Origin of the sequence: Burkholderia sp. MS389, from assembly GCF_016899425.1 — a bacterium.
Lineage (GTDB): Bacteria > Pseudomonadota > Gammaproteobacteria > Burkholderiales > Burkholderiaceae > Burkholderia > Burkholderia sola.
Genome location: NZ_CP045995.1, coordinates 2,330,680 through 2,356,350, shown reverse-complemented (window position 1 = coordinate 2,356,350; position 25,671 = coordinate 2,330,680). Strand labels below are relative to the sequence as shown.

General features: G+C 64.1%; 25 protein-coding genes and 1 pseudogene. 6 read left to right on the top strand and 20 right to left on the bottom strand.

Annotated features, from left to right (window positions below):
• Nucleotides 1-187: 187 nt before the first annotated feature.
• The 7 genes from GJG85_RS26960 to GJG85_RS26930 form a co-directional block, all read right to left on the bottom strand.
• The gene (locus GJG85_RS26960) at nt 188-1,588 is read right to left on the bottom strand and encodes an amidase family protein (protein ID WP_089489008.1); all 1,401 of its coding nucleotides are present in this window, start codon (nt 1,586-1,588) and stop codon (nt 188-190) included.
• A gap of 76 nt (nt 1,589-1,664) precedes the next feature.
• Complete coding sequence (locus tag GJG85_RS26955) at nt 1,665-2,456, bottom strand: alpha/beta hydrolase (RefSeq protein ID WP_050017286.1); 792 nt, start codon at nt 2,454-2,456, stop codon at nt 1,665-1,667.
• A gap of 84 nt (nt 2,457-2,540) precedes the next feature.
• Nucleotides 2,541-2,888, bottom strand: coding sequence for a DUF4148 domain-containing protein (locus GJG85_RS26950; RefSeq protein ID WP_204384047.1), 348 nt, complete (start codon nt 2,886-2,888; stop codon nt 2,541-2,543).
• A 259-nt stretch (nt 2,889-3,147) separates the two neighbouring features.
• Nucleotides 3,148-3,690, bottom strand: coding sequence for a cytochrome P460 family protein (locus GJG85_RS26945; RefSeq protein WP_050017257.1), 543 nt, complete (start codon nt 3,688-3,690; stop codon nt 3,148-3,150).
• Nucleotides 3,690-4,733, bottom strand: a complete 1,044-nt coding sequence (locus GJG85_RS26940; RefSeq protein WP_050017258.1) for an alpha/beta hydrolase — start codon at nt 4,731-4,733, stop codon at nt 3,690-3,692. Before GJG85_RS26940 ends, GJG85_RS26945 begins: the two co-directional genes overlap by 1 nt.
• Nucleotides 4,734-5,024: 291 nt before the next feature.
• Entirely contained in the window at nt 5,025-6,302 is a 1,278-nt protein-coding gene (locus GJG85_RS26935) for an epoxide hydrolase (protein WP_050017259.1), read from the bottom strand.
• Nucleotides 6,303-6,500: 198 nt separating this feature from the next.
• Nucleotides 6,501-7,205, bottom strand: a complete 705-nt coding sequence (locus tag GJG85_RS26930; RefSeq protein ID WP_050017287.1) for an SDR family oxidoreductase — start codon at nt 7,203-7,205, stop codon at nt 6,501-6,503.
• 134 nt (nt 7,206-7,339) lie between these two features.
• Here GJG85_RS26930 and gcvA point away from each other — a divergent pair, with 134 nt between their 5' ends.
• Nucleotides 7,340-8,230: a transcriptional regulator GcvA gene (gene gcvA, locus GJG85_RS26925; RefSeq protein WP_050017260.1), complete on the top strand. Its 891-nt coding sequence runs from the start codon at nt 7,340-7,342 to the stop codon at nt 8,228-8,230.
• A 25-nt stretch (nt 8,231-8,255) separates the two neighbouring features.
• On the opposite strand, the pseudogene GJG85_RS26920 reads toward gcvA, so the two are convergent.
• The 5 genes and pseudogenes from GJG85_RS26920 to GJG85_RS26900 all read right to left on the bottom strand — a co-directional run bounded on the left by GJG85_RS26920 (nt 8,256) and on the right by GJG85_RS26900 (nt 13,943).
• Nucleotides 8,256-8,844, bottom strand: a pseudogene (locus GJG85_RS26920) (pyridoxamine 5'-phosphate oxidase family protein).
• A gap of 97 nt (nt 8,845-8,941) precedes the next feature.
• Nucleotides 8,942-9,133 carry a hypothetical protein gene (locus GJG85_RS26915; protein WP_050017262.1) on the bottom strand — a complete coding sequence of 64 codons (192 nt, stop codon included), beginning with the start codon at nt 9,131-9,133 and terminating at the stop codon, nt 8,942-8,944.
• A gap of 12 nt (nt 9,134-9,145) precedes the next feature.
• Nucleotides 9,146-10,345 carry a PLP-dependent aminotransferase family protein gene (locus GJG85_RS26910; protein ID WP_050017263.1) on the bottom strand — a complete coding sequence of 400 codons (1,200 nt, stop codon included), beginning with the start codon at nt 10,343-10,345 and terminating at the stop codon, nt 9,146-9,148.
• 363 nt (nt 10,346-10,708) lie between these two features.
• The gene (locus GJG85_RS26905; RefSeq protein ID WP_235356295.1) at nt 10,709-11,353 is read right to left on the bottom strand and encodes a hypothetical protein; all 645 of its coding nucleotides are present in this window, start codon (nt 11,351-11,353) and stop codon (nt 10,709-10,711) included.
• A 289-nt stretch (nt 11,354-11,642) separates the two neighbouring features.
• Nucleotides 11,643-13,943, bottom strand: coding sequence for an NADP-dependent malic enzyme (locus tag GJG85_RS26900; RefSeq protein ID WP_204384046.1), 2,301 nt, complete (start codon nt 13,941-13,943; stop codon nt 11,643-11,645).
• Between the two features lie 134 nt (nt 13,944-14,077).
• On the opposite strand from GJG85_RS26900, the gene GJG85_RS26895 reads away from it, so the two are divergent.
• Entirely contained in the window at nt 14,078-15,049 is a 972-nt protein-coding gene (locus GJG85_RS26895; protein WP_050017265.1) for a LysR substrate-binding domain-containing protein, read from the top strand.
• A 5-nt stretch (nt 15,050-15,054) separates the two neighbouring features.
• On the opposite strand, the gene GJG85_RS26890 is transcribed toward GJG85_RS26895, so the two are convergent.
• Together GJG85_RS26890 and GJG85_RS26885 are read right to left on the bottom strand one after the other, a co-directional pair.
• Nucleotides 15,055-15,732 (bottom strand): hypothetical protein, encoded by a 678-nt coding sequence (locus GJG85_RS26890; protein WP_124630878.1) that lies wholly within the window; start codon nt 15,730-15,732, stop codon nt 15,055-15,057.
• Nucleotides 15,732-16,106 carry a VOC family protein gene (locus tag GJG85_RS26885; protein WP_124630879.1) on the bottom strand — a complete coding sequence of 125 codons (375 nt, stop codon included), beginning with the start codon at nt 16,104-16,106 and terminating at the stop codon, nt 15,732-15,734. The genes GJG85_RS26890 and GJG85_RS26885 overlap by 1 nt, the downstream gene beginning before the upstream one ends.
• Before the next feature lie 1,027 nt (nt 16,107-17,133).
• Between GJG85_RS26885 and GJG85_RS26880 the strand changes: the two genes are divergently transcribed.
• Complete coding sequence (locus tag GJG85_RS26880; RefSeq protein ID WP_204384045.1) at nt 17,134-17,679, top strand: hypothetical protein; 546 nt, start codon at nt 17,134-17,136, stop codon at nt 17,677-17,679.
• Nucleotides 17,680-17,919: 240 nt separating this feature from the next.
• Nucleotides 17,920-18,378 (top strand): GNAT family N-acetyltransferase, encoded by a 459-nt coding sequence (locus tag GJG85_RS26875; RefSeq protein WP_104013054.1) that lies wholly within the window; start codon nt 17,920-17,922, stop codon nt 18,376-18,378.
• 56 nt (nt 18,379-18,434) lie between these two features.
• On the opposite strand, the gene GJG85_RS26870 is transcribed toward GJG85_RS26875, so the two are convergent.
• On the bottom strand, nt 18,435-19,127 hold the full coding sequence (locus GJG85_RS26870) for a glutathione S-transferase (RefSeq protein ID WP_204384044.1): 693 nt from the start codon (nt 19,125-19,127) through the stop codon (nt 18,435-18,437).
• Nucleotides 19,128-19,274: 147 nt separating this feature from the next.
• Here GJG85_RS26870 and GJG85_RS26865 point away from each other — a divergent pair, with 147 nt between their 5' ends.
• Nucleotides 19,275-19,850 carry a TetR/AcrR family transcriptional regulator gene (locus GJG85_RS26865; protein WP_050017269.1) on the top strand — a complete coding sequence of 192 codons (576 nt, stop codon included), beginning with the start codon at nt 19,275-19,277 and terminating at the stop codon, nt 19,848-19,850.
• A gap of 122 nt (nt 19,851-19,972) precedes the next feature.
• Here GJG85_RS26865 and GJG85_RS26860 read toward each other — a convergent pair whose 3' ends face one another.
• The 4 genes from GJG85_RS26860 to GJG85_RS26845 all read right to left on the bottom strand — a co-directional run bounded on the left by GJG85_RS26860 (nt 19,973) and on the right by GJG85_RS26845 (nt 22,904).
• Nucleotides 19,973-20,476: a GNAT family N-acetyltransferase gene (locus tag GJG85_RS26860; RefSeq protein WP_089489004.1), complete on the bottom strand. Its 504-nt coding sequence runs from the start codon at nt 20,474-20,476 to the stop codon at nt 19,973-19,975.
• A 105-nt stretch (nt 20,477-20,581) separates the two neighbouring features.
• Entirely contained in the window at nt 20,582-21,016 is a 435-nt protein-coding gene (locus GJG85_RS26855) for a lysozyme inhibitor LprI family protein (RefSeq protein WP_239468953.1), read from the bottom strand.
• Between the two features lie 94 nt (nt 21,017-21,110).
• On the bottom strand, nt 21,111-21,680 hold the full coding sequence (locus GJG85_RS26850; RefSeq protein ID WP_050017271.1) for a YdeI/OmpD-associated family protein: 570 nt from the start codon (nt 21,678-21,680) through the stop codon (nt 21,111-21,113).
• Nucleotides 21,681-21,776: 96 nt separating this feature from the next.
• Nucleotides 21,777-22,904, bottom strand: coding sequence for an aminotransferase class V-fold PLP-dependent enzyme (locus tag GJG85_RS26845; RefSeq protein WP_050017272.1), 1,128 nt, complete (start codon nt 22,902-22,904; stop codon nt 21,777-21,779).
• Between the two features lie 277 nt (nt 22,905-23,181).
• Between GJG85_RS26845 and GJG85_RS26840 the strand changes: the two genes are divergently transcribed.
• Complete coding sequence (locus GJG85_RS26840) at nt 23,182-24,363, top strand: serine hydrolase domain-containing protein (RefSeq protein ID WP_204384043.1); 1,182 nt, start codon at nt 23,182-23,184, stop codon at nt 24,361-24,363.
• A gap of 100 nt (nt 24,364-24,463) precedes the next feature.
• On the opposite strand, the gene GJG85_RS26835 is transcribed toward GJG85_RS26840, so the two are convergent.
• Nucleotides 24,464-25,636, bottom strand: a complete 1,173-nt coding sequence (locus GJG85_RS26835; protein ID WP_050017274.1) for an FAD-binding oxidoreductase — start codon at nt 25,634-25,636, stop codon at nt 24,464-24,466.
• Nucleotides 25,637-25,671: the final 35 nt, after the last annotated feature.

Below are 25,671 nucleotides of genomic sequence, written 5' to 3'. Positions count from 1 at the left end.
GTCGCTGGCGGGATGGCAATGGAGGACGGGGGCCGTTCGATGTCGTGCATCGATGGGATTTGAAAGGAAGCGAGAGAGACGATCGGCGCGGCATGCGGCGCGTCGTCATGGAGTCCGAAATGGAACGGATCACGCGATGCACCGACGAAGCCACCGCGCCTCGCCGATGCATGTGTTCTTCAGTACGTCACACCACCGGGTCGACCACCGTAACCGGCGCGCCACGCGCCTCGATATCGCGCCCCGCGAGCAGACACAGATCCTCGCGATGATGCGTGGCGACCACCTGCACGCCCACCGGCACGCCGTTCACGATCGACGTCGTGACGGCCAGCCCCGGCAGCCCCATCGCGGGCAGCGCGCGCAACGTGAGCTGCGCTTCCCATACGCGCTCGAACCCGTCCGGCCCTTGCCGGTCGAGATCGTCCGGAAACGGCAGTTCCGACGAAACCGGCAGCAGCAACACCGGATATTCATCGAAAAACAGCCGCCACTCGCGCGTCAACGTCGTGCGTCGGACCAGCGCGCGGCTGATCACGTCGGCCGGCAGATCGCACACCTTGCCGCGCACGGCGGCGATCACCGCAGCCGCGCCCGGATCACCATCCTGCTCGACTGAGTTCGCCAGCGCGTCGAAGCCATCGCCGAGCCACAGCTGTTCCTGCAGCAGCGCGGCCTCGCGCATCGGCGGCGTATCGTCGATCTCGTCGACGGTCCAGCCGGCATCGACGAGCCGGCGCGCGGCATCGCGCAACGCGGTCTCGACTTCGGGCACGACCTCCAGGCCGCGCGGACGCACGCACAGCGCCGCGCGCCTCGGCACCTCACGCCCGTCGAACGGCACCGCGACGTGCCACGGATCGCGCGGGTCCGGTGCGGAGAACGCCCGCAGCGCAAGCGAAAGATCGTCGATCGTGCGCGCGATCGGCCCGGCCGCCGACATCAGTTGCGCGCCGATCGCCCGCTCGGGCGACGACGCATTGAATGCCGGCACGCGACCGAGCGACGGCCGGATTCCATGCACGCCGCACGCATAGGCCGGGTAGCGCACCGAGCCGCCGATGTCGGTGCCGACCGCGAGCGGTCCGATCCCGGCTGCGACGGCCGCCGCCGCGCCGCCGCTCGATCCGCCCGGCGTCAGCGACGCATTGCGCGGATTGCGCGTATGACCATGCACGCGATTCGACGTGAACCAGCGCAGTGCGAACGTCGGCGAATTGGTGCGGCCGAGCAGCACTCCGCCGGCCTTGCGGATGTTGGCGACCACCGGGCTGTCGGCCGGCGCGATCAGGTTTTCCTGCAGGCGCGTGCCGTTGGTCGTCGCAAAGCCGGCCTGATCGACGTTGATCTTCACGGTGACGGGTACGCCCGCGAGCGGCCCCGGATCGTCGCCGCGCGCGATCGCGCGATCGACTTCGTCGGCCTGTCGCCGCACGTCGTCGGGGCGGTGTTCGACCACCGCGTTGATCGCCGGATTCACCGCATCGAGACGATCGAGCACGGCGTCCGCCACTTCGCGCGCGGACACGTCACGCTGCCGCACGCGTTTCGCGAGTTCGGTCGCCGGCAGTTGCCAGAGTTCGGTCATGACTTCTCCTGCTGAAAAGACATCACAATCACGCGCGGCGCCGCGCTTCGTCACGAAAGCGCGGCGCCGCATTCGCTCACTGCGTATCCTGCTTCGCGCGCTCGGCGGCGGCGATGATCGCGTCGGCCACGGCCTTCGGCTGGCTCAGCATCGCGACGTGGCTCGCGTTCACGCGCGCGACCGTCGCGCCGATCCGCTTCGCCATCGCTTCCTGCAGCGTCGGATCGATCATCCGGTCGTGCGTCGCGACGACGAACGTCGACGGCTTCGCATGCCATGCGGCTTGCGCGACCTTCTCCGAGATGCACCCGCTATACCACGGCCCCTGGGTCGCGGCAACGATGCGCTGCTGCGCGGGCGGCAGATCCGGCGCGAAATCCTGTGCGATCGCCTTGTCCGACAGCCGCGCGAAACCGCCGGCGTCCTTGCGCAGTTCGCCAGCCCATGCCGGCGCCGGCAGCCCCTGCGTGACGTCGGCGATCGACTGGCCGTTGTCCGGCGCGAACGCCGCGACGTACACGAGCGACTTCACCTTGTCGTCGTTGCCCGCGTCGCTAATCACGACGCCCGCCCACGAGTGGCCGACCAGCACGACCGGCCCCTTCTGTTCGTCGATCGTACGCTTCGTCGCGGCCGCGTCGTCGGCAAGCGAGCTCAGCGGGTTCTGCACCGACACCACGTGCAGCCCGCGCGCCTCGAGCAGCGGAATCACGCGGTTCCAGCTCGACCCGTCGGCAAATGCGCCGTGCACGAGCACGACGTTGGTGCCCTTCAGGTCTTCCTTCGGCGCGGCCTGCGCCGCGACCGCACCGAACAGTCCGCCGATCATCGCGGCGGATACCAGAACGCGTTTCATCAAACCGGCCATCGTCATGCTCCCTTCCTTATCGTGTCGTTGAAATAAAGTGCTGCCCGAGCAGCCGCGCGTGCATGCGGCAAGCGCGGCGCCCGATCACGAATGCGCGTACAGGTCGTCGGCGGCGTAGCGTGCGGCGCGCGACGGCGCGGCACCGCGATGGCCGGCCGGCGTCGACGCATCGGCCACGTTGTCGCCTTGCGACTTCGACGGGCCATTCTGGTCGGAACGCGCGACCTGCTCGGCAGCCGCGACGGCGTTCTCCGCGGCGGCGATGTCGTCCGGGTAGTGCGCTTCGCTGCCGGCCGGGTTGTAGCCGGCCTTCTCGAGACGGACGAGGTCGGCGCGCACTTCAGCACGCGTGAGGCTGTGGCCGGTATCGGCGAACGACAGCGCGGGGGCGACGGCGAGGACGGCAACGGCGAGGATTCGAGCGGCTTTCATGAAGGTTCTCCTTGAACGAAGTTGAGGTGTCGAGCACTGGGCATCCGGTGCGAACGCCTGGCACCGAACGTTTGCTGCATGTCGACAGTAGAACCCGCGCACGTATCCGGCATGTTTCCGGAACCGGGCCTTCTGCATGCCAGTTTTTCAGGAACGGCCGCAGATACAGTGCGATACACACCGGCCACGCAACGCACCACGAAAAAAGGCGTGCCTCGCCGGGCACGCCTTTCCATCCGCTTCACGCTCACGCGTCACGTCACGGTGCGAGCCGCGTGAACACGTAATCGTGGTTCTTGACCCGCGCCTGATGGCACGCAAAGCACGTCTGATGCTGGCCGATATCGGCCGGCACGCCGTTGATGAAGCGCCCGAACCCCCAGCCGCCCGTCGCCGCATAGCGACGCGAGTCCTTCACCATGACCTGCACGGTCGTCGCCTGGCCGGGCACCGTCGCGGGCGCGAACTCGTCGGACTGCTTGCGCTTGTACGCGAGCTTCACGAGGATCGTGCCGTCCGGGAACGGCAGCGTCGCTTTTTCGAGCGCACGCATCGCAACCGGATTGCCGAGCACCACACGCAACTCGTCGAGCGGTGCGGCCTCTTCGGCCGGCGCGACCATTTCCCACTTCCGGTAGCCGGGCGGAATCGTCACGCCGTAAATCGGCGATGCGGCCGCGGCCGGCTTCGACTGTTCCGCGAACGCGGCCGGGCCGCTCGCCGACCACGCGCCGGCCAGCAGCACGCCCGCGACGAACGCGCGGCGCGCGCCGCGCCGCCATCCCCCCACGCGGGCCCGCATCACAGATGCTCCACTTGCAGGATCGCATCGGCGAAGGCCTGCGGCGCTTCCTGCGGCAGGTTATGGCCGATGCCGCCGGTAATGGTCCGGTGCTGGTACTTGCCGGTGAACTTCTTCGCGTACGCGGCCGGGGCCGGATGCGGCGCGCCGTTCGCGTCGCCTTCCATCGTGATCGTCGGCACGGCGATCGAAGGCCCGGCCGCGAGACGCCGCTCGATGTCGTCGTATTTCGCTTCGCCCTGCGCGAGCCCGAGACGCCAGCGATAGTTGTGGATCACGACGGCCACGTGATCGGGATTCCGGAACGATGCGGCCGAGCGCGCGTAGGTCTCGTCGGAGAACTGCCACTTCGGCGACGCGAGTTGCCAGATCAGCTTGTTGAACGCGTCGCGGTTCTGCGCGTAGCCGAGTTCGCCGCGCTCGGTCGAGAAGTAGAACTGATACCACCACTGCAGTTCGGCCTGCGGCGGCAGCGGCTTGGCATTCGCCGCCTGGCTGCCGATCAGGTAGCCGCTCACCGACACCAGCGCCTTCACGCGCTGCGGCCACAGCGCCGCGATGACGTCAGCCGTGCGCGCGCCCCAGTCGTAGCCGCCGAATATCGCGTGGTCGATCTTCAGCGCATCCATCAGCGCGACGATGTCGACGGCCGTCACCGCCTGCTGGCCGTTGCGCACCGTGTCGGCCGAGCGGAACGTCGTCGAGCCGTAGCCGCGCAGGTACGGCACGATCACGCGATAGCCGGCCGCGACGAGCAGCGGCGCGACGTCCGCGTAGCTGTAGATGTCGTACGGCCAGCCGTGCAGCAGGAATACGACCGGGCCTTGCTTCGGGCCGAGATCCGCATAACCGACGTTGAGCACGCCCGCATCGATCTGGTGGATCGTACCCAGCGACGCGACGCCGGCCGGGCGCTTCGCCGCCGATGCATCGGGCGCCGACTGCGCATGCGCGAGCGCGCTGAAGCCGAGGTCGGCCAGGCTCAGGCTTGCCAGCGTGGTGCCCAGGAGCAGGCGGCGGCGGGTGTTCACGGTATCGGTCATGACTCGTTCTCCATTGTCGATCGCTAAGAAAGAGGCCCGCGGCACGTGCGGGCAATCGGGTGTCGTCGGTCGCGGCGGCAGCGGATGGCGCCGCGCCGCCGTGTGAATTGCTTCACCGGTTTTATATCCGAACCATCCGGAGGCTTTGTATCTCAACGTATCCGTGTGCGAACACGACACACAGCGATTCAAAAATCGCGATAAAAACGACGTTTCGGCGCGGCCGCGCGGCAGAAACGAAAACGGGCCGCGCACCAGGCCGGCCCGTATTCACTGCGCTTACTACGCCGCTTACGCGCGCCGCAACGGCCGGAACCCCGCACGCACTTCGCGCGCAAACAGTTCCGGTTCTTCCCATGCCGCGAAGTGCCCGCCCTTGTCGACTTCGTTGAAGTAGATCAGATTGTGATAACTGCGCTCGGCCCAGCTGCGCGGCGCCTGGTAGATCTCGCCGGGAAACACCGTGATCGCGGCCGGCAGCGAGATATCCACCGCGTTGAAGTTGTTCGAGTGATCCTCCCAGTAGATCTGCGCGGACGACGTCGCGGTGTTCGTCAGCCAGTACAGCGAGATGTCGTCGAGGATCTCGTCGCGCGGAATCGAGCGTTCGGGCACGCCGCCGCTATACGTCCACTGCGAGATCTTGTCGTACATCCACGCAGCCTGCCCGGACGGCGAATCGGCAAGCGCATAGCCGACCGTCTGCGGCCGCGTGACCATCATCGCCGAGTAGCCGCAATTGTCGCGATAGAACGTCGCGAGCTTCTCGTACGCGGCCTTCTCCTTCGGCGTCAACGAAGCCGGCGCGGGCGCATCGATCTCGAGCAGCGTCGCGATATCCGGTGGCACCGTCGCCGGCATGTTCACGTGAATCCCGGCCAGACCCTGCACGCGCTGCATCGCCATCCGGTGCGAGATCACCGAGCCGCAGTCGCCGCCCTGCGACACGAAACGCGTATAGCCGAGCCGCGCCATCAACTCGCCCCACGCTCGCGCGATGTGGTCGGAGCCCCAGCCGGTCTTCGTCGGCCGGCCCGAGAAACCGAAGCCCGGCAGCGACGGCACGACGACGTGGAACGCATCGTCCGCGCTCGCGCCATGCGCGGTCGGGTCGGTCAGCGGGCCGATCGCCTTCAGCAGCTCGAAGATCGAGCCGGGCCAGCCGTGCGTCATGATCATCGGCATCGCGTTTGCGTGCCGCGACCGCACGTGAATGAAATGAATGTCGAGCCCGTCGATTTCGGTGATGAACATCGGGAAACCGTTCAGGCGCGCCTCGCCCTTGCGCCAGTCGTAGTCGGTGCCCCAGTAGCGCAGCAGCGCCTGCATGCGCTCGAGCCGCACGCCCTGCGATTCGTCGACGACGGTCTCGCGGCCCGGCCAGCGCGTCGCGACGATACGACGACGCAGATCGACCACGGCTTCATCGGGGATGTGGGCGGTGAACGGGCGTATGCCGCTCGCGCCGGTGGCCGCATGCAGCGCGGTGGGCAGCATCGCCGAGACCCCGGCGGCCACGGAAGTGGCCAGCAGGTGGCGACGCATCGGGGAAAACGGTGTGGAGGACATCGTTCGGCATCTCCTTTCGTGAAATGGAAAGTGAACATGCCGCGGGGGATCGCGCTCAGGCTTTCAATCCGGCGTGCCCATGTCACGCGGCGTCGCCCATTTGAAAGGTCGGATGTATCCCGAATTTGTCTGATTTGTACGCGTTTGTAGCTGCTGCGCGGCGAGCAGCGCTTGCGCGGCCGCTCGCCGGTGTCGCGCTCAGAGCGCGTTGACGATCGCGCCGTCGACGCGAATGTTCTGCCCGGTGATGTAGCCCGCGCCGTCCGACAGCAGGAACGCGACTGTCTTCGCGATCTCGCCGGTCTTGCCGAAGCGGCCGGCCGGAATGCGCGCGACGATCTGCGGCGTTTCCGGCCAGCTGTCGATGAAGCCCGGCAGCACCGCGTTCATCCGGATGTTCTCGGCCGCATAGCGTTCCGCGTACAGCCGCGTCCATGCGCTCAGCGCCGCGCGCAGCGCCGACGACACGGGCATCGGCTGCTCGGGTGCGTCCGCCGCGAAGCTCGAGATATTGACCACCGCGCCGCCGCCCTGCTTCTGGAAGATCGGCGTCACGCGGCGCATCACGCGCACCACGTTCAGCAGGATCAGATCGAGCCCCGTGTGCCAGTTGTCGTCGGTGATCGCCAGCAGCTCGCCCTTCGGCGGATGGCCGGTGTTGTTCACGACCGCATCGATCCGGCCGTAGCGCTCGACCGTTTCCTGCACGAGCCGGTCGATATCGGCCTCTTCGGTCACCGAGCCCTTGATGCCGAAACCGCCGAGTTCGTCGCCAAGCGCCACCGCGCTGCCCGACGGCGACATCAGCGCGACGCGATAGCCCGTCGCCGCCAGTTCGCGCGCGATCGCCGCGCCCATGCCCTTGCCCGCCGCCGTGATCAACGCCACTTTTTCTACAGTCACGATCCGCTCCTCATTCTCATTCTGCCGCCGCGCAGCCGCCATTCGGCGCGCCATGGTGGTAATGTAGGCGCATCGCTTCCCACTGTCGAACCAGTATTTCTGCCGCCAGCCGATAGTTTTTCTACAGCCTGACGATGCCGCCACGTCCTTCCCGCCTGCCACCGCTGAATGCGCTTCGCGCGTTCGAAGTGTCCGCGCGGCACCTCAATTTCCGCGCGGCCGCCGACGAGATCGGCGTCACGCAGGGTGCCGTCGCGCAGCAGGTGCGCCACCTCGAGGACGTGCTCGGCCTGAAGCTGTTCGAGCGCCTGCCGCGCGGCCTCGCGCTCACGCACGACGGCGCCGCGTATTTCTCCGACGTGCAGCGCGCGCTGCACGCGATCGCCGACGCGACCGACAAGCTCGTGAAGCGGCGCGCCGCGCTGACGATCAGCACGACGCCGTCGTTCGCGTCGAAGTGGCTGATTCCGCGGCTCGCGCAGTTCACCGACGCGCATCCCGACTACGACGTGCGCGTGATCGCCGATCCGCAGATCGCGACGTTCCGCCATGACGGCGTCGATCTCGCGATCCGCTACGGCAAGCCGCCGTTCGGCAAGCATCTCGCCACTCATGCGCTGTTCCCGCTCGACGTGTGCGCGGTGTGCAGCCCGTCGGTGCTGACCGCGCCGGCTTCGCCGCGCGCGCTCGCCGGGCAGGTGCTGCTGCACGACGCGCACGACCTGTGGCCCGAGTTCCTCGCCGCGATGCCCGAACCGGTCGACGTCGATCCGCACAAGGGGCTGCGCTTCAACCAGACGTCGCTCGCGATCGATGCGGCCGTCGCCGGCCAGGGCATCGCGCTCGCGACCGAGCCTTTGGTCGAACGCGATATCGCAGCAGGCCGGCTGTGCAAGCCGTTCGATTTCGCGTTTCCGCTGTCGGTGGGGTTCTATCTCGTGTATCCAGCCGAGCGTCGCGACGACGACGCGATCGCGGTGATGCGCGAGTGGATGATCCAGGCCGCGTCGGACGGGCGGCCTTGAGTGGATCGAGCGCGCTTGACCAGCGTCAAGGCGCGATCCAGCGGGCTTCGTAGTCGCTTTCGTTCAGGTCGAATACCGCGCGGCGATGGCCGGCGTGCGCGAGTTCGAGCCAGTCGATGCGCGTGATCGTCATGTGGATCAGGCAGAAGTTGTCGTAGCCGTCGCCGGTTGAGGCGGCGTCGTCGATATGCGCGTCTTCCGGTGAGGAGATCGGCGTGCCGGGCGGCAACGGCGCGCGATACAGCAGCAGCGTATGCGGGCGGCTCGATGCCCAGATCGCGCGCCGTTGCGCTTCGTCGTCGCGGATCGACGCGACGCCTTCCGCGCGAATCTGCACAAGCGCGTCGAGATCGTTCGCGACGATCGAGATGCGCGGATCGCGACGCAACTCCGCGACCTTCTCCGAACGCGCGTCGGTATGAAACGACAGCACGTTCGCGGTGCGGCTCACCTGACGCAATACGATCGTCCGGACCTTCGGCGCGCCATCGAGGCCGAGCGTCGCCGCCTGCAGCAGGCGTGAACGGCGAACGCTGTACGCTCACGCCGGATTCGAGGCAGGACCAGACGCGGTCGTAGGTTTGCGCGAGCGATTCGGAGGTCGAGTCGGACATGAGGCGGCGGCGATCGTCGGTGTTTCGATCGCGCAAGCTTAACCGTTTGTGTCGGCGACGGCTCGCATCGGATGCGCCGCAGCCGCCGTTGTGCCGCTCAGTTGTAGCCGAGCACGACCGGCGCCGCATCGCCGGCATCGGTCGCCGGCTCCGCGCCGAAGCGGCCGAGCACGTCGACCACATACTGCGGCCCGGCGCTGATCTGCGACGACGGATGCTTTGCCGGCCGGTTGTCGCCGGTGTTCGCAGCCGCGCCCACCGCGGCCGTTTCGTTGATGGTGTTATTCATGTCGGTGTCTCCTCACGCGGCCCGCGCCGCACCATACGCGCGCACGAGACGCGCGACGCCTTCCCGGATCGCATCGACGTCCGGCGCGGCGAACGACAGGCGAAGCGACGCCGCATCGACGTTGTCCGCGAAGAACGCCTTGCCGGGTACGAACACGATCTTGTTGGCAATCGCCTGTTGCAGCAACCCGTCCGACGATACCGCGCCGAGCCGCGCCCACACGAACATCCCGCCTTCGGGACGATGGAATTCGATCGCATCGCCGAAGCCGTCGCGCAGCGCATCGCACATCGCGTCGCATTTGCGACGGTACGCGGCCGTGATGCGCGGCAGATGGCGTTCGAGCGCGCCGTCCGCCAGATATTCGGCGGCGGTGGCCTGCGTCCACGGCGCGCTGCACAGGTCGACCGTCTGCTTCGCGATCACGCAGCGCCGCGCGATTTCGGCCGGCGCGATCGTCCAGCCCACGCGCAGCCCCGGCGCGACGATCTTCGACAGGCTCGCGAAATGCACGAGCCAGTCGCGCGCGCCATCCACCTCGCCGGCCAGCGCGAGCATCGACGGCACGGCTTCGCCCGCGAAACGCAGGTCGCCGTACGGATCGTCCTCGATGATCAGGAAGCGGTATTGCACCGCGAGACGCAGCAGCTTCAGCCGGCGTTCGCGCGTCAGTGTCGCGCCCGTCGGGTTCGCGAAAGTCGGGACCGTGTAGAGCAGCTTCGGCTGCGCGATCGCGCCGGACGCGAGTTGTTCGGCCAGACGATCGACGTCGACGCCTTCGCCGTCGACCGGAATCGTCACGATGCGCGCCTGTTGCAAACGCATCGCCTGCAGCGTGGCCGGGTACGCCGGTTGTTCGGTCAGCACGACGTCGCCGGGCGACACCATCACGCGCAGCAGCAGGTCGAGACCTTGCTGCGAGCCGGTCGTGACGAGCAGTTCGGCCGGCGTGCACGCGACGCCGCGACGCGCCATCAGCGCGATCAGCTGCTGCTTCAGTTCGGCGAGGCCGTCGGTCGGGCCGTATTGCAGACAGCGGATGGGCTGCCCATACGCACGTTCGGCCGCCGCGTTCAGGCCGTCGACGTCGAACAGGTCGCTGGCCGGATAGCCGCCCGCGAAGGAAATCATGCCCGGTTCGGACAGGTACTTGAACAACTCGCGGATCGGCGAGCCGGCGGGGTTTTGGAATGAGGGCGTGAACGCGTACATGTCGTCGTGTGCAGGTGGGCGCGGACGGCCGGGATAGCCGTCGAGCGCCGGCCGCCAAGGCGCTTCTGGCGCCGCGGCGGTGAATTCGAGCCACGATTGTCGATAGTCATTAAGGGCTCGGCAAACGATATCTATGCACTAGGTCTTGCGGTTTGGTCATTACATCGCGGTTGGGCGGGTGTTGGCGGCGCGTGGGGGATGCGAGGTTCGGGGGCGGTTCGTCGAACGGGTGTTTGATTCGGGCGATTGTTTCGCCGGAGGTGGTCACGGCGATCACCGCTGCTTTCTTGGCTTGGGTGGTTCGGCGAGAATCGTGGGTGGCGCCGCTTCAACGCAACGACCGCCCGGGCGGCGGGACCATTCTCAGCGAATCCAAATCGGAAATTTTGCCGCGACCCAATCGAACGTGGTGGGTGGCAGCGAGATCGACCTTTCACTGTCGTCCTCATCCGATGCGTCGAAATAAACCAACTTGTTCTTACGGATGATGGTCGAGTCCTCACCCGGCCGGCCGTCCCAAAAAACGAAAAATAGTCGCGTAGCAAGCGTCGAGCCATGTGCCTCGCTGACGACGAGTTTGACCTGCTCATTCTGATCACCCAAAAAACCATTGCTGCGGACACCGCTTCCGCAGATGTTGACGATGTAGGTTATGCCGTCGACCTGTTTGACACCACCATTCATCTTGACGTTGTAGTTGAAGCGCTGACAATCGGTACGGTCAATCATGATTCCGCGATAGCCTACCAAGTAGACGAATGCGAAAAAAACGAGTGTGACGATCGCGGCGCCTGCGCGCTTCGCTCGGCTGAAACGGTTGAAATTTCTGACGAGCCGGTACACGTAGAACCCGAAGATGATCGACGTGATGCCGAAGATCGCCAGCTTCGTATGCACGAGCGCGAAAATCGTGATCGCGTTATGCACATCAACCGGCACAAACGTCCACCCGATATCGACTACCAGGTATATGGCGATCACGGACAAGACTACTTTGAGGATGGTCACGAGTAGATAGCACTTCTTAATTAATCGGCGCCAAAATAATCGATACCCTTGCAAGTCCGCAATAGCAATGAAAACAACTGTTAAATCGGTTCGAGTGCGCGAAAGCCGTGAAGCTTGAGATAATTCTCAAGGGGATAATTGGATACGAAGATCTGTCACGAGTCGCCCCAAGATTCCTGGCTTGGGTACCAGACTAGGACAGACATTGCTGAGCGCCGTCACGACGGCCGCTCATGGCTGAATCTGACAAAACAAGGGGCGGCCGTGGCCGCCCACAAGTTGCAATCAATCAGCCCGCCACACCCCGATTCGCCTCGATCACCGTCAACGCAGCCATATTCACGATCCGCCGCACGGTTGCACTCGAAGTAAGAATATTCACGGGAGCATTAACGCCCAACAGGAAAGGCCCCACCGCCACATTACTCCCCGCCTCGGTCTTGAGCAGGTTGTACGCGATATTCCCCGCATCCACATTCGGACAAACCAGCAAATTCGCCGCCCCCTTCAACGGCGACATCGGCAGCAGCTTTGCCCGCAGCCCTTCATCGAGCGCGCAGTCGCCATGCATCTCGCCATCCGCTTCGATATCCGGCGCCTGTTCCCGCACGATCTCCAGCGCCCGGCGCATCTTCACGCCCGAAGCCGCACTCCCCGACCCAAAGTTCGACCGCGACAACAGCGCGACCTTCGGCGTCAGGTTCAGCCATTCCATCTGCCGCGCCGCCGCGATCGTGAATTCCGCGATCTGCTCCGCATCGGGGTTGTCGTTCACGTGCGTATCCACCAGCGCGACCGTTCGCTGATCGAGCAACAGGATGTTCATTGCCGCGTAGGTCGACGCACCCGGTTTCTTGCCGATCACTTCGTCCACGAACCGCAGGTGATTGTGATACTCGCCCACCGTCCCGCAGATCATCCCGTCCGCGTCGCCGAGCTGCACCATCATCGCGCCGATCAGCGTCAGGCGGCGGCGCATTTCCACGCGCGCCATTTCCTTCGAAATACCGTCGCGGCAGCGCAGCTCCCAATACTTCGTCCAGTACTGCGGGAAACGCTCGTCATATTCGGGATTGGTCACTTCGACATCCTGACCGAGTCGCAAGCGCAGCCCAAATCGCTCGATGCGCGCGAGCAGCACCTCCGGACGCCCGACCAGAATCGGCCGCGCAAGCTTCTCGTCGACGATCACCTGCACCGCACGCAGCACCCGCTCGTCCTCGCCTTCGGTGAACACGATCCGCGCCTTGCCGCCGTCACGCACGAGCTGGCGCGCGGTCGCGAACAGCGGCTTCATGAACGCGCCCGAGTGATAGACGAATTGCTGCAACTGCTCGACGTACGCGTCGAGATTCGCGAGCGGACGCGTCGCCACGCCGCCTTCCATCGCCGCCTTCGCGACGGCCGGCGCGATCCGTACGATCAGGCGCGGGTCGAACGGCTTCGGAATCAGGTATTGCGGGCCGAACGACACGTCGTACGCGCCATAGGCCGCCGCGACGACTTCGTTCTGCTCTTCCTCGGCGAGCCCGGCGATTGCGTGCACCGCGGCAATTTCCATCTCGCGCGTGATCGTCGTCGCGCCCACGTCCAGCGCGCCGCGGAAAATGTACGGGAAGCACAGCACGTTGTTGACCTGGTTCGGATAATCCGAGCGGCCCGTCGCGATCACGACATCGTCGCGGGTCTCATGCGCCAGTTCCGGGAAGATTTCCGGCGTCGGGTTGGCCAGCGCGAGAATCAGCGGACGCGCCGCCATCTGCTTGAGCATCTCCGCCGTGAGGATGCCGCCGACCGACAGCCCCAGGAACACATCCGCGCCGCCGATCACTTCGGCGAGCTTGCGCGCCTCGGTTTCCTGCGCGAAGCGCGACTTGGCCGGGTCCATCAGCGTGGTACGGCCGCGATAGACGACGCCCTCGATGTCGGTCACCCACACGTTTTCCACCGGCAGCCCGAGGTCGACCAGCAGGTCCAGACACGCCAGCGCGGCCGCACCGGCGCCGGACGTCACGACCTTCACTTCCTTGATGGATTTCCCGACGACCTTCAGCCCGTTGATGAACGCGGCGGACACCGTAATGGCCGTGCCATGCTGATCGTCGTGAAAGACGGGAATCTTCATGCGTTCGCGCAGCTTCTGCTCGACGGTGAAGCATTCCGGCGCCTTGATGTCCTCGAGATTGATGCCGCCGAACGTCGGTTCGAGGCCGGCGATGATGTCGACCAGCTTGTCCGGATCGGTCTCGTTGATCTCGATGTCGAACACGTCGATCCCGGCGAACTTCTTGAACAGGACGGCCTTGCCCTCCATCACCGGCTTCGATGCGAGCGGGCCGATGTTGCCGAGACCCAGCACGGCGGTGCCGTTCGTGATCACGCCCACGAGATTGCCGCGGCTCGTGAAGCGGTGGGCCTGCAGCGGATCGGCGGCGATCGACTCGCACACGCTCGCCACGCCGGGCGTATAGGCCAGCGCCAGATCGCGCTGCGTCACCAGCGGCTTGCTCGCCACGACCGAGATTTTCCCGGGGGTCGGAAACTCGTGATAGTCGAACGCGGCCTGCTGCTGTGTCTCTGTCTGTTTCATGTTGTGGTCCCGGCGTGGGCGCCAGGCCAGTCCCGGCGCGATCCATGAAGGTGATTCTAGGGATCCGCCATAACGTGACGATTTTGTTTTAGTATCGGTCCATCATTTTTTCATGATGAATACATGACTAGTCAATGAATTTTGACGCAAACGACGTGGTCAGGCGGCTGGGCGCGCGTCTGAAGATTCGGCATCTGGTGTTGTTGCTGCAGATCCAGCAGCACGGATCGCTGACGCGCGTCGCCGAGCACATGGCGAGCAGCCAGCCGGCCGTGACGAACGCGCTGTCCGAGCTGGAGAGCATGTTCGGCACGCCGCTGTTCGAACGCTCGTCGCGCGGCATGCGGCCCACCGCGCTCGGCGCGGTCGTGCTCGAACGGGCGAAGGCGATGATCAAGGATCTCGACCACCTCGCCCGCGAGATGGAGACCGTCGCCGCCGGGCATGCGGCCCATCTGCACATCGGCGTGATTCCGTTCATCTCCGGCCAGATGCTGTCGGCCGCGCTGAAGCGGCTGCAAGCGCGCATGGAGCGGCGCCTGACCGTAACGATTCACGAAGGCACCAGCGATCAGTTGCTGCTGCAACTCCGCGATCACAGCGTCGACATCGTGATCGGGCGCGCGTCGTCGGCGATCGACCTCGGGCAGGTTTCGTTCGAAGTGCTGTACCAGCAGCAGCCGCGCATGATCGCGAGCCGGCGGCTGGCGGCCAAGCTCGCCCGCACGCCGCTGGACTGGCACAAGCTGCACGCGCTCGACTGGATTCTCGGCGCGCCGCATACGCCGATGCGCGAACAGGTGACCGACCTGTTCCTGTCGGCCGGCATCGCGCCGCCCGTGCCGATCGTCGAAAGCTACTCGTCGAAGCTGATCGGCGAAATGATCGCGTCGAGCGACGAGGCCGTGTCGATCGTGCCGGCCGATATCGCGGAGGAACTGGTGCGGATCGCCGGCGTGGCGATCGTGCCTTATTCGCTGGTGTGGACGTTGCCGCCGATCGCGCTGTTCACGCGCTCCGCCGATTCGCAATCGCCCGCGCGCGATCTGCTCGTCGACGCGCTACGCGCGGTATGCAAGGAGACGTACGGAGAAGTGCAGCGATAGCGGCGTTATTTGCCGGCAGCAAGGCGCCGCAGGATTTCCGGACGCTCGGCGCTCAGCACGTGGTCCGCACCCTCGCCCCTGTCGTAGCGTTTGCTCGTGCGGTAGGAAAAGCGCTTCGCGTATTGATTGGCGGCGGGATCGAACATCCACGCGTCGACGTCGAAGAAGTGCTGACCGAAATGATCCTCGTCCTTGCCCCACACGTAATCGGCCCGGACGAACAGCGGATACGGCGACACCTCCGGCAAGTTCCACATCGCGCGGTCGGCCATTTCCGTTTCGGTAACGATCGGCATCAGGTTCTCGATCTTGCCAGTCGCGCCGACCCGCAGCACGGCCACGCGCTCCAGCATCCCGCTGCCGCCACCCGAGAACATCCCCGAGAAGAATACCCACGAGCCGCCCGACGCAATCGGCAACCGCTCGGACCGTGGATTCAGGCCGAACTGGTACAGCTCCTTCGAGGAATGAGGAAGCGGCGCCGGCGGCATCTCGAAGCACGGCGCACGGTCGGGCAGCACGCAGAGCTTCACGCCGGAAAGCGGAAGCCCGTCGCCGTCGAGCTTGCCTTCCGTCTGAGTGAAGCGCGGGAATGCCGTTTCGCGGGGCGCTGCTTGAACGCAGGCGATGCCGACGAGCGCCATGCTCGAGATCGCCGCGAGCGTTTTACCGATCCAGCGCATCACGCCTCCGCCCGATGACACACCGCCTCGATATTGTGTCCATCCGGCCCGATGATGAACGCCGCGTAGTAGTTCGCGTGATAATGCGGCCGCAGCCCGGGCGCGCCATTGTCTTTCCCGCCGGCCTCCAGCGCCGCGCGATGGAATGCATCGACTTGCTGCCGCGTGTCGGCCGCGAACGCGATGTGGAGAGGCGCCGGCTTCTCGTCGGTCGGGAACAGACACAGCGAAGACTTGCTGGGCAGACCGATCTCGATCCCGTACGACGGGTCGCTTTCCCCGACGATTTCGGCGCCCAGCGGTTCGAGTGCCTTGAGGAAAAACGCCCTGCTGGCGGCGTAGTCGCTGACGCCGAATTTGACGTGGTCAAACATGAGATCCCCTCGATGGATGGTCAGTCAGCATGCTGATGTAAGGTAGCGATGATCGGAATGGTGCCACATGCGACGGGGGTCTGTTACCGGCTCAGGACGGCTCGTTGCGGTCCCTCGATGATTCCCGAAGCGGCCGTTTGACGTGCCATGCGAGTTCCCGGCAGATTTATATGTACCCTTCTTATTCCGGCTTGAAGAACCGGACCTCGAACTCATCTTTGGTCTCCCTCACCAAGATTTTCCGTCCGCAGTTCCAGCATGTAAGTAGAAGTTCGGACCGCCGAATGAGATCAGAGACCAGGTCACCTGCACTTTTTGCGACATGATCCTCGTCGAGGAACTCTTCCGTCGCGAGCAGAGATATCCCCGTTCCGCAAAATAGGTTTTTGTGAACGAGTTGATCACACTTGCATCGGATCCATGAGCCCATCTCTTATTTCCCTTCACACCTAAAAGCCACGTCAAAATAATTCTCAGCAACCATTCCCGACTGCCCTTCGCCTGCCTGTCGTCATTTTAACGAGACATTCAGTTGCGCACGTGTGGATTCAATTCCAGCAGTGCCAGCCGACCGGTGATCATCAGGCCGCATCTGCCGCAAACTCCGTTGTCGGTTTCCTCGCCGCAGAAAGGGCAAAACCAACGTCCCAGACTGAACTGCGCCGACTTCCTAGTCAAGGAAGGGCCTTTCCCGGCAAGTCTCTCGAATTGCTCCCGAACAGCGGTGCTAAAGAGCGCCCCCGACAATGAACATCAGAGTTCCTTACCGGTGGTTTCAACAAGCTTCGCGGAACAGTATGGATAGTGCATAGGCTCTAACGTACGGTCTCGTTGATTGACGATGATCTTGGCCGCGCTGTAGAACGTCTGAAGTTGGCGCCGACGGCGGCCAGAGCCGTTGGGCGCTGCCGACCCGAAACGGTCAGTCGGACCGCTCGAAAGCTGATGATCATCCGATCGATGCCTGGTGACAGTAACCAAGACCTGAGGTATTTTCGCTAGCCACGAATAACCACCGCGCTACTCCATGAGCCATCGTATTGCATTCTTTTGCACGCTCTTCGCTCCTATTGTGCTCGGCGCCTGTGCGTCCCCTCAATCGAACCCCACCGCTTGGCAGCCTGATAGGGAAGCCCGAATTCGCGTGTATTGGGGGGCGACCGTGTATTTTCACTACAACACGACTTGTACGCCGAAACAAGGGCTTTGGGGTGGATATCCTGAGCCCAGCCGCCTGGTATCCAAGCCGGGATTTTCCGCAATGGTGAATAAAACTGTCGGGATGCCGCTACCTTCTGACGCCTATCGTTATTATCAAGAATGGATCGTTCCTGCCGGCAAACCCTTGACAATTAGCGCTCAAATCACTGAGGCGACCATGCGCAACGCCAAAGCTTACTGGGTAACCTATGCGCCAGGCGCCGGCACTTTTGTCCCCGAAGCTGGTCGGGATTATGAGGTCTTGATAAGCGGCCCCGGTTCCGCGCAGATTCATCTGCGAAGCTTGCTCGCCGGCACTGCAGGAGTGGCAACTGAACCCGTGCCCATCTCTGAAGCGCATGCTTGTAACTGAGCTTCTCCGAGTCCCGGGGAATACCCGATACCTTCGCAAATTTTCGACGATTTTCCTCGGAAAGTCGAATGGCAGAAACTGGCCGGACACTGGACCAATTGTCCGTGCTGCAAACTCGATATATCGCGCGGTCTTGCCGATTTCAGTCCCCCCCTTTAGCAGCATTCCGCGCGACCTTTGAAGTTCGATGCCATGCTGCTATCGTCGAGCATTCCTGGCTGACTTCGGAGTGGCCGAACCATGCCCCTGATCTTGCGTCGCGCGACGATGGCCGATGCCGCGGCGGTGGCCGACGTCTATCTTCGGTCGCGCGACACGCTGGCATCCTATGCGCCACTCGCGCACGCCGAAGCGGCCGTCCGCGATTGGGTTGCCAACATGCTTGTTCCGTCGGGCAACGTTACCGTTGCCGTGAACGATGGCCACATCATCGGCATGGCCGCACACGCTGTCACCGACGGCGTGACCTGGCTCGAGCAACTGTACGTGTGCCCTGAATTCAAACGGCAAGGGATCGGCACTGCCCTGCTGGAATCGGTGAAGTCGCAAACGGACGGCACACTCCAGCTCCATACGTTCCAAATGAACCACGATGCTGCTGCGTTTTACGAGCAGCACGGGTTCGTTGCCATTGCGTACAGCGACGGAAGCAGAAACGAGGAGGGTTGTCCCGATGTTTTGTACCGCTTGACGCGGTAGCGCAGCCATCCGTTCGCTCGCCCCATCCGCCCGTTATCGACCGACGCAGGGCCAGCTCAGTTCAGCATCGCAAACACCGGCTGGTTCCTGACGCTCTCACGCGCCAGCATTCTCGCGTACCAGGCTCGAAGCGCTTCGCATTCCTCAGGCACTGGCAGCTTCACGAGCATCGCAAAGATCAAACCACCGATGACGGTGATGTCGGCCATCGAGAACGTTTCGCCCGCAACATGCGGTTGCCGTTGCAGAATGGCATCGAAGTAGCGCATGCCCCTCAACGCCTTGTCGCGTTGACGGAATCCCCACTCCGGATTTTGATACGTCTCCACGTCGGGCCCCAGCCCCGGCGTGCCGTGATGGAAATAGACGCTGATCGCGTCGAGCAGTTCCAACTCGGCGCGCTTGCTCATCATGTGGATGATGCCCTTTTCGCGTGGCGTGCTGCCGGTGAGCACGGGTACGCCATCGAGCGTGTCGAGGTACTCCGTAATGGCCGTGCACTCGGCAATGCAGGTGCCATCATCGAGTTCAAGCACCGGCAACGTACCCGAATAATTCTTGCCGGCGATGAACTCGGGCTTTTTATGCTCGCCCTTGTAAAGATCGACCATCACGAACTGGACGCGCGATTGCAGCCCCTTTTCGGCCAGCGCGATGCGCACGCGTGTCGGATAGGGCCCTGTCGGGAAATCGTGGATCTTCATCATGGGCAGTTGGGCTGTGTCGAAGTCGACGTTACTGGCAGTCATTGCAGGGGCGCTCCGTAGTCGGTTGCAGGGGATCGGACGACGCGAAAACACGTCGCTCCACGAATCTACCTAACGTTTGTTAGGTTAACCATATAAGGTAGAATCCGGAGTGTCAACACCCATTTCCCGTGCGCGGAGACCGAAGCTGTGACGAACGACGCGAGCTCGAACTCGAGAGAAAGAATTCTGGAAGCCGCCACGAGGCTCGCGCAGACGCACGGCTACGGCGGCTTGAATTACCGGGATCTCGCCAGCGAGGTGGGCATCAAGGCCGCGAGCATCTACCACCACTTCGACAGCAAGGCCGATCTCGGCGCTGCGGTAGCGAGGCGTTATTGCGAGGATGCAGCGGCGGCGCTGGACGACATGCTGGCCCGATCGCGCGATCCGCTGGACTGCCTGCGCCGCTATCCGGATACCTTCCGCAAGGCGCTCGAGACCGGCAACCGCCTGTGTCTTTGCAGCTTCATGGCGGCCGAAACCGACGATCTGCCGGAAGTCGTGATGAAAGAAGTCCTGGCCTTCGCCGACGTGAACGTGGCGTGGTTGAGCAAGGTTCTATCCACAGCGGCGGTGGTCAGTGCCCGGGAGAGCAAACAGCGGGCGCGGGCAATCTTCGCCGCCATCGCCGGCGCTCAGCTCATCGCGCGGAGTCGCGCCGATCTCTCGCTCTATGACGCGCTGATCGACAATTATCGTAAAGCGGGGCTTTTGCCGGCGTAGCAGGGTAACGGTGACGCGGCTTCAGATGATGTCGAACGTTCGCGAACGCATGATGTCCGATCGTGTGCCCCCAGCTGACGTGGATTCCGTCGCCGATGTTTGCTGCCGGACCACCGCAATCATCAGTGGGTCGAATTGACAGGCTTTTCGTAAAGAGACCAGACAATACCATCCGTTTTCAATCCGACGCGGACAAAGCCCAGGGACTCGTAGTAAGCGCAGAGCGTCGTGTTTTCAGCGCCGCAGTCGAGCCGAAGCAAACGCCGGTTCAAGCGGCTCACCTCATGAGCGCACCAGTCCAGCATGAAGCTGCCGAGCCCGAGCCCGTTGAAACCTTGCCGCACACAGAGGCCGTGCACGTAGCCTGCAATCGGCGCTTGGGCCCCCCAGTGCCTGTCGTCGTCGAAGTCGAGCGAAAACGTTCCGACCAGCGCGCCATCCTGTTCGACGACGTACACGGCCTTCTCGGCGACGTGGTTTCGTACCCACCGTTCGGAAAAGCCGTCGCCTTCCTTGCCCCACACGTAGTCGCCGTGCGCGACCTTCTTTGCATGTGCATCGTTCCGGATCTGTGTCAGCACCGGGACATCGTCTGCCGTCGCTCTGCGGACGCTTTTCGACACCATCGTTCGTTTCCCCGTTATATCCGAGCTACCATCCCGGCGCACCACGTAACCAACCTGACGCTAGCCGCGCGCACGGCACTCATGCTGTCTTTATCTAGCGCTGCGCTAACCGTGGCTCACTTGCTTGAGCCACGCGTTCAATTGACGCGTACGATCGCGTGTTCTGTCGATTTCGCAAGTCATTAGATCAAGATTACGATCCGCGCCTGCCTCGTTTATCAGATACCAAGCGGAACACTCGTCGTCGAGAAAACGGATCCATTGCCGCTGAGCCGCGACAAATTTCACCTTGAGTGCTGGATAGTCGACGTACTCGTCACGTGGCCGAGACAGCGACTTCAAAACCTTTTGGTAAGTGCGGTTCAATTCGTCGTCTGCTTGCTGAAATTCATCTTGGCTACGCTGCAGCAAGCACTCGGGAGCTACGCTATCCGGTGCGCAGCTCTGCGCTTGCGCAGCGGTGAACCACGACAATGTCAGCGCCATGGCGGCGCCCAGCGCCGCGCGACGAAGGCTGAACGCCGATGCGCGGATATGCATTCTTGCTCCTATTCCCGTTTTCCCATTCATATGGCGATCGGAACAATTCACGCGCCGATCGCGTTCGACAAAATCTCCGTCGGAAACCCACGCTCTACGGATGAAAAGTCTCGCCCCGTTTCAGCATGTCGATGAATTCGGCGATTTTCCGTGCTCGTGTTTCCGGCTTCTTGGCATTCTGTATCCGAAACAGGATCGCATAGCGATTACGGCTGTTCAGCGTTGCGAAAAACTTCCCGGCTTTCGGATGGGCATCCAACGCCGCCTGCAAGTCGTCCGGCACGATCGAGTTGCCGGCCGACGCATAGGCAGCCGCCCAGCGGCCGTCCTTCCTCGCCTTCTCGATTTCGCCCATGCCGGCTGGGCGCATCCTGCCTGCGGCGATCAACGCTTCGGCCTTGTCCTTGTTCAGTTTGGACCAGATGCTTTTCGCCGAGCGCGGGGTGAAGCGTTGCAACCAGTATTGCTCGCTCTCGGCCCTCTTTTGGCCGTCGATCCAACCATGACAAAGGGCACTCTCCAACGCCTCCTGGTAGGTGACGGTTTGCTGCCCCGCGCCTTTTTTCGCGAGCCGCAGCCATGCTCCGGTCGACGTGCCGCCGTTCTGCCCCAACCAGCTTTCCCATTCGGCTTGACTGGCAAACGTCAGAGCGCCTTCGGTCATGTCACGATCCTGAATGGTTGCGTTTTCAACGACTCGAAAGCCGCCGCTCAACGAACGAGCGGCAGCCACCGGAGCCCCCGATTCCGCAAAACCGCCTCAAAGAATCCGGTTCAACGCATCGGCAAAGCGCTTCACCGCGCCATCGACATCATGCAGCTTGTCGAGCCCGAACAACCCGATCCGAAACGTCTTGAAATCCTCCGGCTCGTCGCATTGCAACGGCACACCCGCCGCGATCTGCAAACCGACATCGGCAAACTTCTTCCCAGTGCGAATACCGTCATCGCCGGTGTAGCTCACGACGACCCCCGGCGCCTCGAACCCTTTCGCGGCCACGCTCCTGAACCCCTTCTCCGTCAGCAGCGCGCGAATGCGCTCGCCAAGTTCGAGTTGTTCCGCCTTCACCTTGTCGAAGCCGTATGCATCGGTTTCCTTCATCACGTCGCGCAGCGTCGTGAGGCTGTCGGTGGGCATCGTCGCGTGATACGCGAACCCGCCGTCCTCGTACGCTTCCATGATCTGCAGCCACTTGCGCAGATCGCATGCGAAGCTGGTGCTGGTGGTCGAATCGATGCGCTCGCACGCGAGCGGGCTGAACATCACCATCGCGCAACACGGCGACGCACTCCAGCCCTTTTGCGGCGCACTGATCAGGATATCGACGCCGCTCGCCTGCATGTCGACCCACACGGTACCCGACGCGATGCAATCCAGCACGAACATCCCGCCGACCGCATGCACGGCATCGGCCACCGCGCGCAGGTACGCATCGGGCAGCATGATCCCGGACGCGGTTTCGACGTGCGGCGCGAACACGAGATCGGGTTTGTTGGCGTGGATCGCGGCGACCACTTCGTCGATCGGCGCCGGCGCATAGGCGGCCTGCCTGCCCGCTTCGACCGGGCGCGCCTTCAGCACCGTGGTCTCTGACGGAATGCTGCCCATGTCGAAAATCTGCGACCAGCGGAAGCTGAACCAGCCGTTGCGGATCACGAGGCACTTCTTGTTCGTCGCGAACTGTCGCGCCACGGCTTCCATGCCGAACGTGCCGCTGCCCGGCACGATCGCGACCGACTTCGCGTTGTAGACTTTCTTCAGCGTGGCGGAGATGTCGCGCATGACGCCCTGGAAGCGTTGCGACATATGGTTGACCGAGCGATCGGTGTACACCACCGAATATTCGAGGAGCCCCTCGCGGTCAACATCGGGAAGTAAACCTGGCATGCGCGCCTCCGGTGAAAGATGAACGATGGAATCAGGACAAGCAGCGTCTTCGATTCGATACTGCTCTGCACCATGCAAATACGTCATTTCCTCGACGAAAGCCGATTCTAGCGAACGCCGCCGGCCGATTGGCGCATATTTTTGCCCGCTCCCGGGCTCGGTATGCGCCGACGCCGGTCCGTGCCGCGCACATCGCCCTGTTCCGTGTAAGGGTTAACGACGCGCACGGCAACAGCCGCCTAACATGTCGACCAGCCCCCTCACGACGGAATTCACGATGACCTCCTCTCCCGCATCGTCACTGCAGTCGTCAACCGATCCCGCGCTCGCCGAGCGCATCGACGCGGTCCTGTCCCGCCAGCTCGATACGCAGCGCCTCGTCGGCGCGGTCGTCCTCGTCGCTCGCGACGGCGAACTCGTCTATCGCCGCGCGGCCGGGCTCGCGGACCGCGAATCGCGTACGCCGATGCGCGAGGACACGCAGTTCCGGCTCGCGTCGGTCACGAAGCCGATCGTCTCGGCGGCCGCGATGGCGCTCGTCGCGCAACGCAAGCTGTCGCTCGATGAAGACATCACGCGCTGGCTGCCGGAATTCCGTCCGGCGCTGCCCGATGGCCGCGTGCCGACGATCACGGTGCGCCAGTTGCTCGTGCATACCGCCGGCCTTGACTATCGCTTCAACGAAACCGACGCGAACGGCCCCTATGCGCGTGCGGGCGTGTCCGACGGGCTCGACGGCGCATCGATCACGCTCGCCGAAAACCTGCGCCGGATCGCGAGCGTGCCGCTGCTGTTCGCGCCTGGCACCAATTGGAACTATTCGCTGTCGATCGACGTCATCGGCGCGCTGATCGAGGCTGTGTGCGGCGTGCCGCTCGCCGACGCGATCGATGCGCTCGTGCTGCGCCCGCTCGGCGCACGCGACACGGGCTTCGTCGCACGCGATCCCGCGCGGCTCGCCACGCCGTACGTCAACGACACGCCGCAGCCGCACCGGCTCGCGGAAAACGAGACGGTGCCCATCGAGGAGGGCTTCGTCGGCGTCACGTACTCGCCGTCGCGCGCGCTGAATGCACAGGCGTTCCCGTCGGGCGGCGCCGGAATGGTCGGCACCGCCAGCGACGTGCTGACGGTGCTGGACACGCTGCGCGCGGGCGGCGGCGCGATCCTGCCGGCCGAACTGGTCGACGAGATGGGACGCGTGCAGACCGGCGATTTCGAATTGCCGGACCTGTCGGGCGCGGGCTTCGGGATCGGCTTCTCGGTACTGCGCGACCCGCAGGCGGCCGCGTCGCCGGAATCCGTCGGCACGTGGCGCTGGGGCGGCGTCTACGGTCATTCGTGGTTCGTCGATCGCGCGCGCGGACTCACCGTCGTGTCGCTGACGAACACGCTCTACGAAGGGATGAACGGGCAGTACACGCTCGATCTGCGCGATGCCGTCTACGGCGTCGGCTAACGCGTGCACACGAAAAAAGGCCCGACAGCGTCGGGCCAACGGGTTTGAGACACAAGGAGAATCCCGCCCACCCCATACCGGGCGGTTACGCCGCACTACACTACACGACGTTCTTTTCGACGATCGGCCGGTTTTCCAGCACACGCGCCCAGCCGAGCGACGACAGGTCGAGCGTGTCATAACGCCCGCCCAGAATGAGTTCACTGACGCCACGCCCCGTCGCCGGCCCTTGCTGCAAGCCGTGGCCGCTGTAGCCGTTCGCGAACACGACGTTGTCGAGCTCGGGGTGGTAGCCGATGATCGCGTTGTGATCGAACACGTTGTACTCGTAGTAACCGGACCAGCAATTCTCGACGCGCAGCGCCTCGAATTCCGGCACGCGGTGCGCGAGCGTCGGCCAGATCACGTCGTCGAACAGCGCGTGGTCGACCTCGTCGAGCGGCAGGTCGTCCGGGTCGCGATCGGGGCTCGGCGACGTCCCGCAGATATACGTACGCCCTTCGGGCCGGAAATACACGCCGGTCGGATCGATCAGCAGCGGGCAATCGGCGAGCTTCGCCGGCGACGATACGTTGAAGATGCTGCGCCGTCGCGCATACACCGGAATATCGATGCCCATCATCGACGACAGCGTGCGCGTCCAGGCACCGGCCGCGTTGACGAGCGTGTCGCACGCGTAGCGCTCGCCGTCGCCCGTCACGACATGCGTGATCCTGCGGCCGTCGCGCACCACGTCCTTCACGTCGGCCGGCACGTAGCGCGCGCCGAGCGCCTGCGCCTTCTTGCGCAGCGCCTGCACGAGCCCGTAGCCGTCGAACCAGCCTTCACCGCTCACGCCATACGCGCCCGACACGAGATCGTCGACGTTCAGCCACGGAAACTTCGCACGCAGCGCATCGCGATCCATCAGCCGGATATCGGCGCCGAGGCGCGTCTGCAGCGCATGGTTCTCGCGCAGCGTCGCGTCGCCGGCCGGCGTCGCGAGAAACAGGTAGCCGCCTTCGTGCAGATCGATCGACGGCCGATTGCCGTCCACTTCGAGCCGCTCGCCGATCGTGCGCAGGAAGTCGATGCCGAACAGCGACATCTCGATCGACAGCGGCGTCGAGAACTGCTGGCGAATCGACGCGGCAGACAATGCCGACGACGATTTGGCATAGGTGGGGTCGCGTTCGATGACGGTCACGGCGACCGTGGGATCGGTGGCGCGCAGGAAATAAGCGATCGAGCTGCCGATCACACCACCGCCGACGATGACGACTTGAGAACTCACGACTGACTCCGGTTGCACGTAAAAGGCTCAGGGCC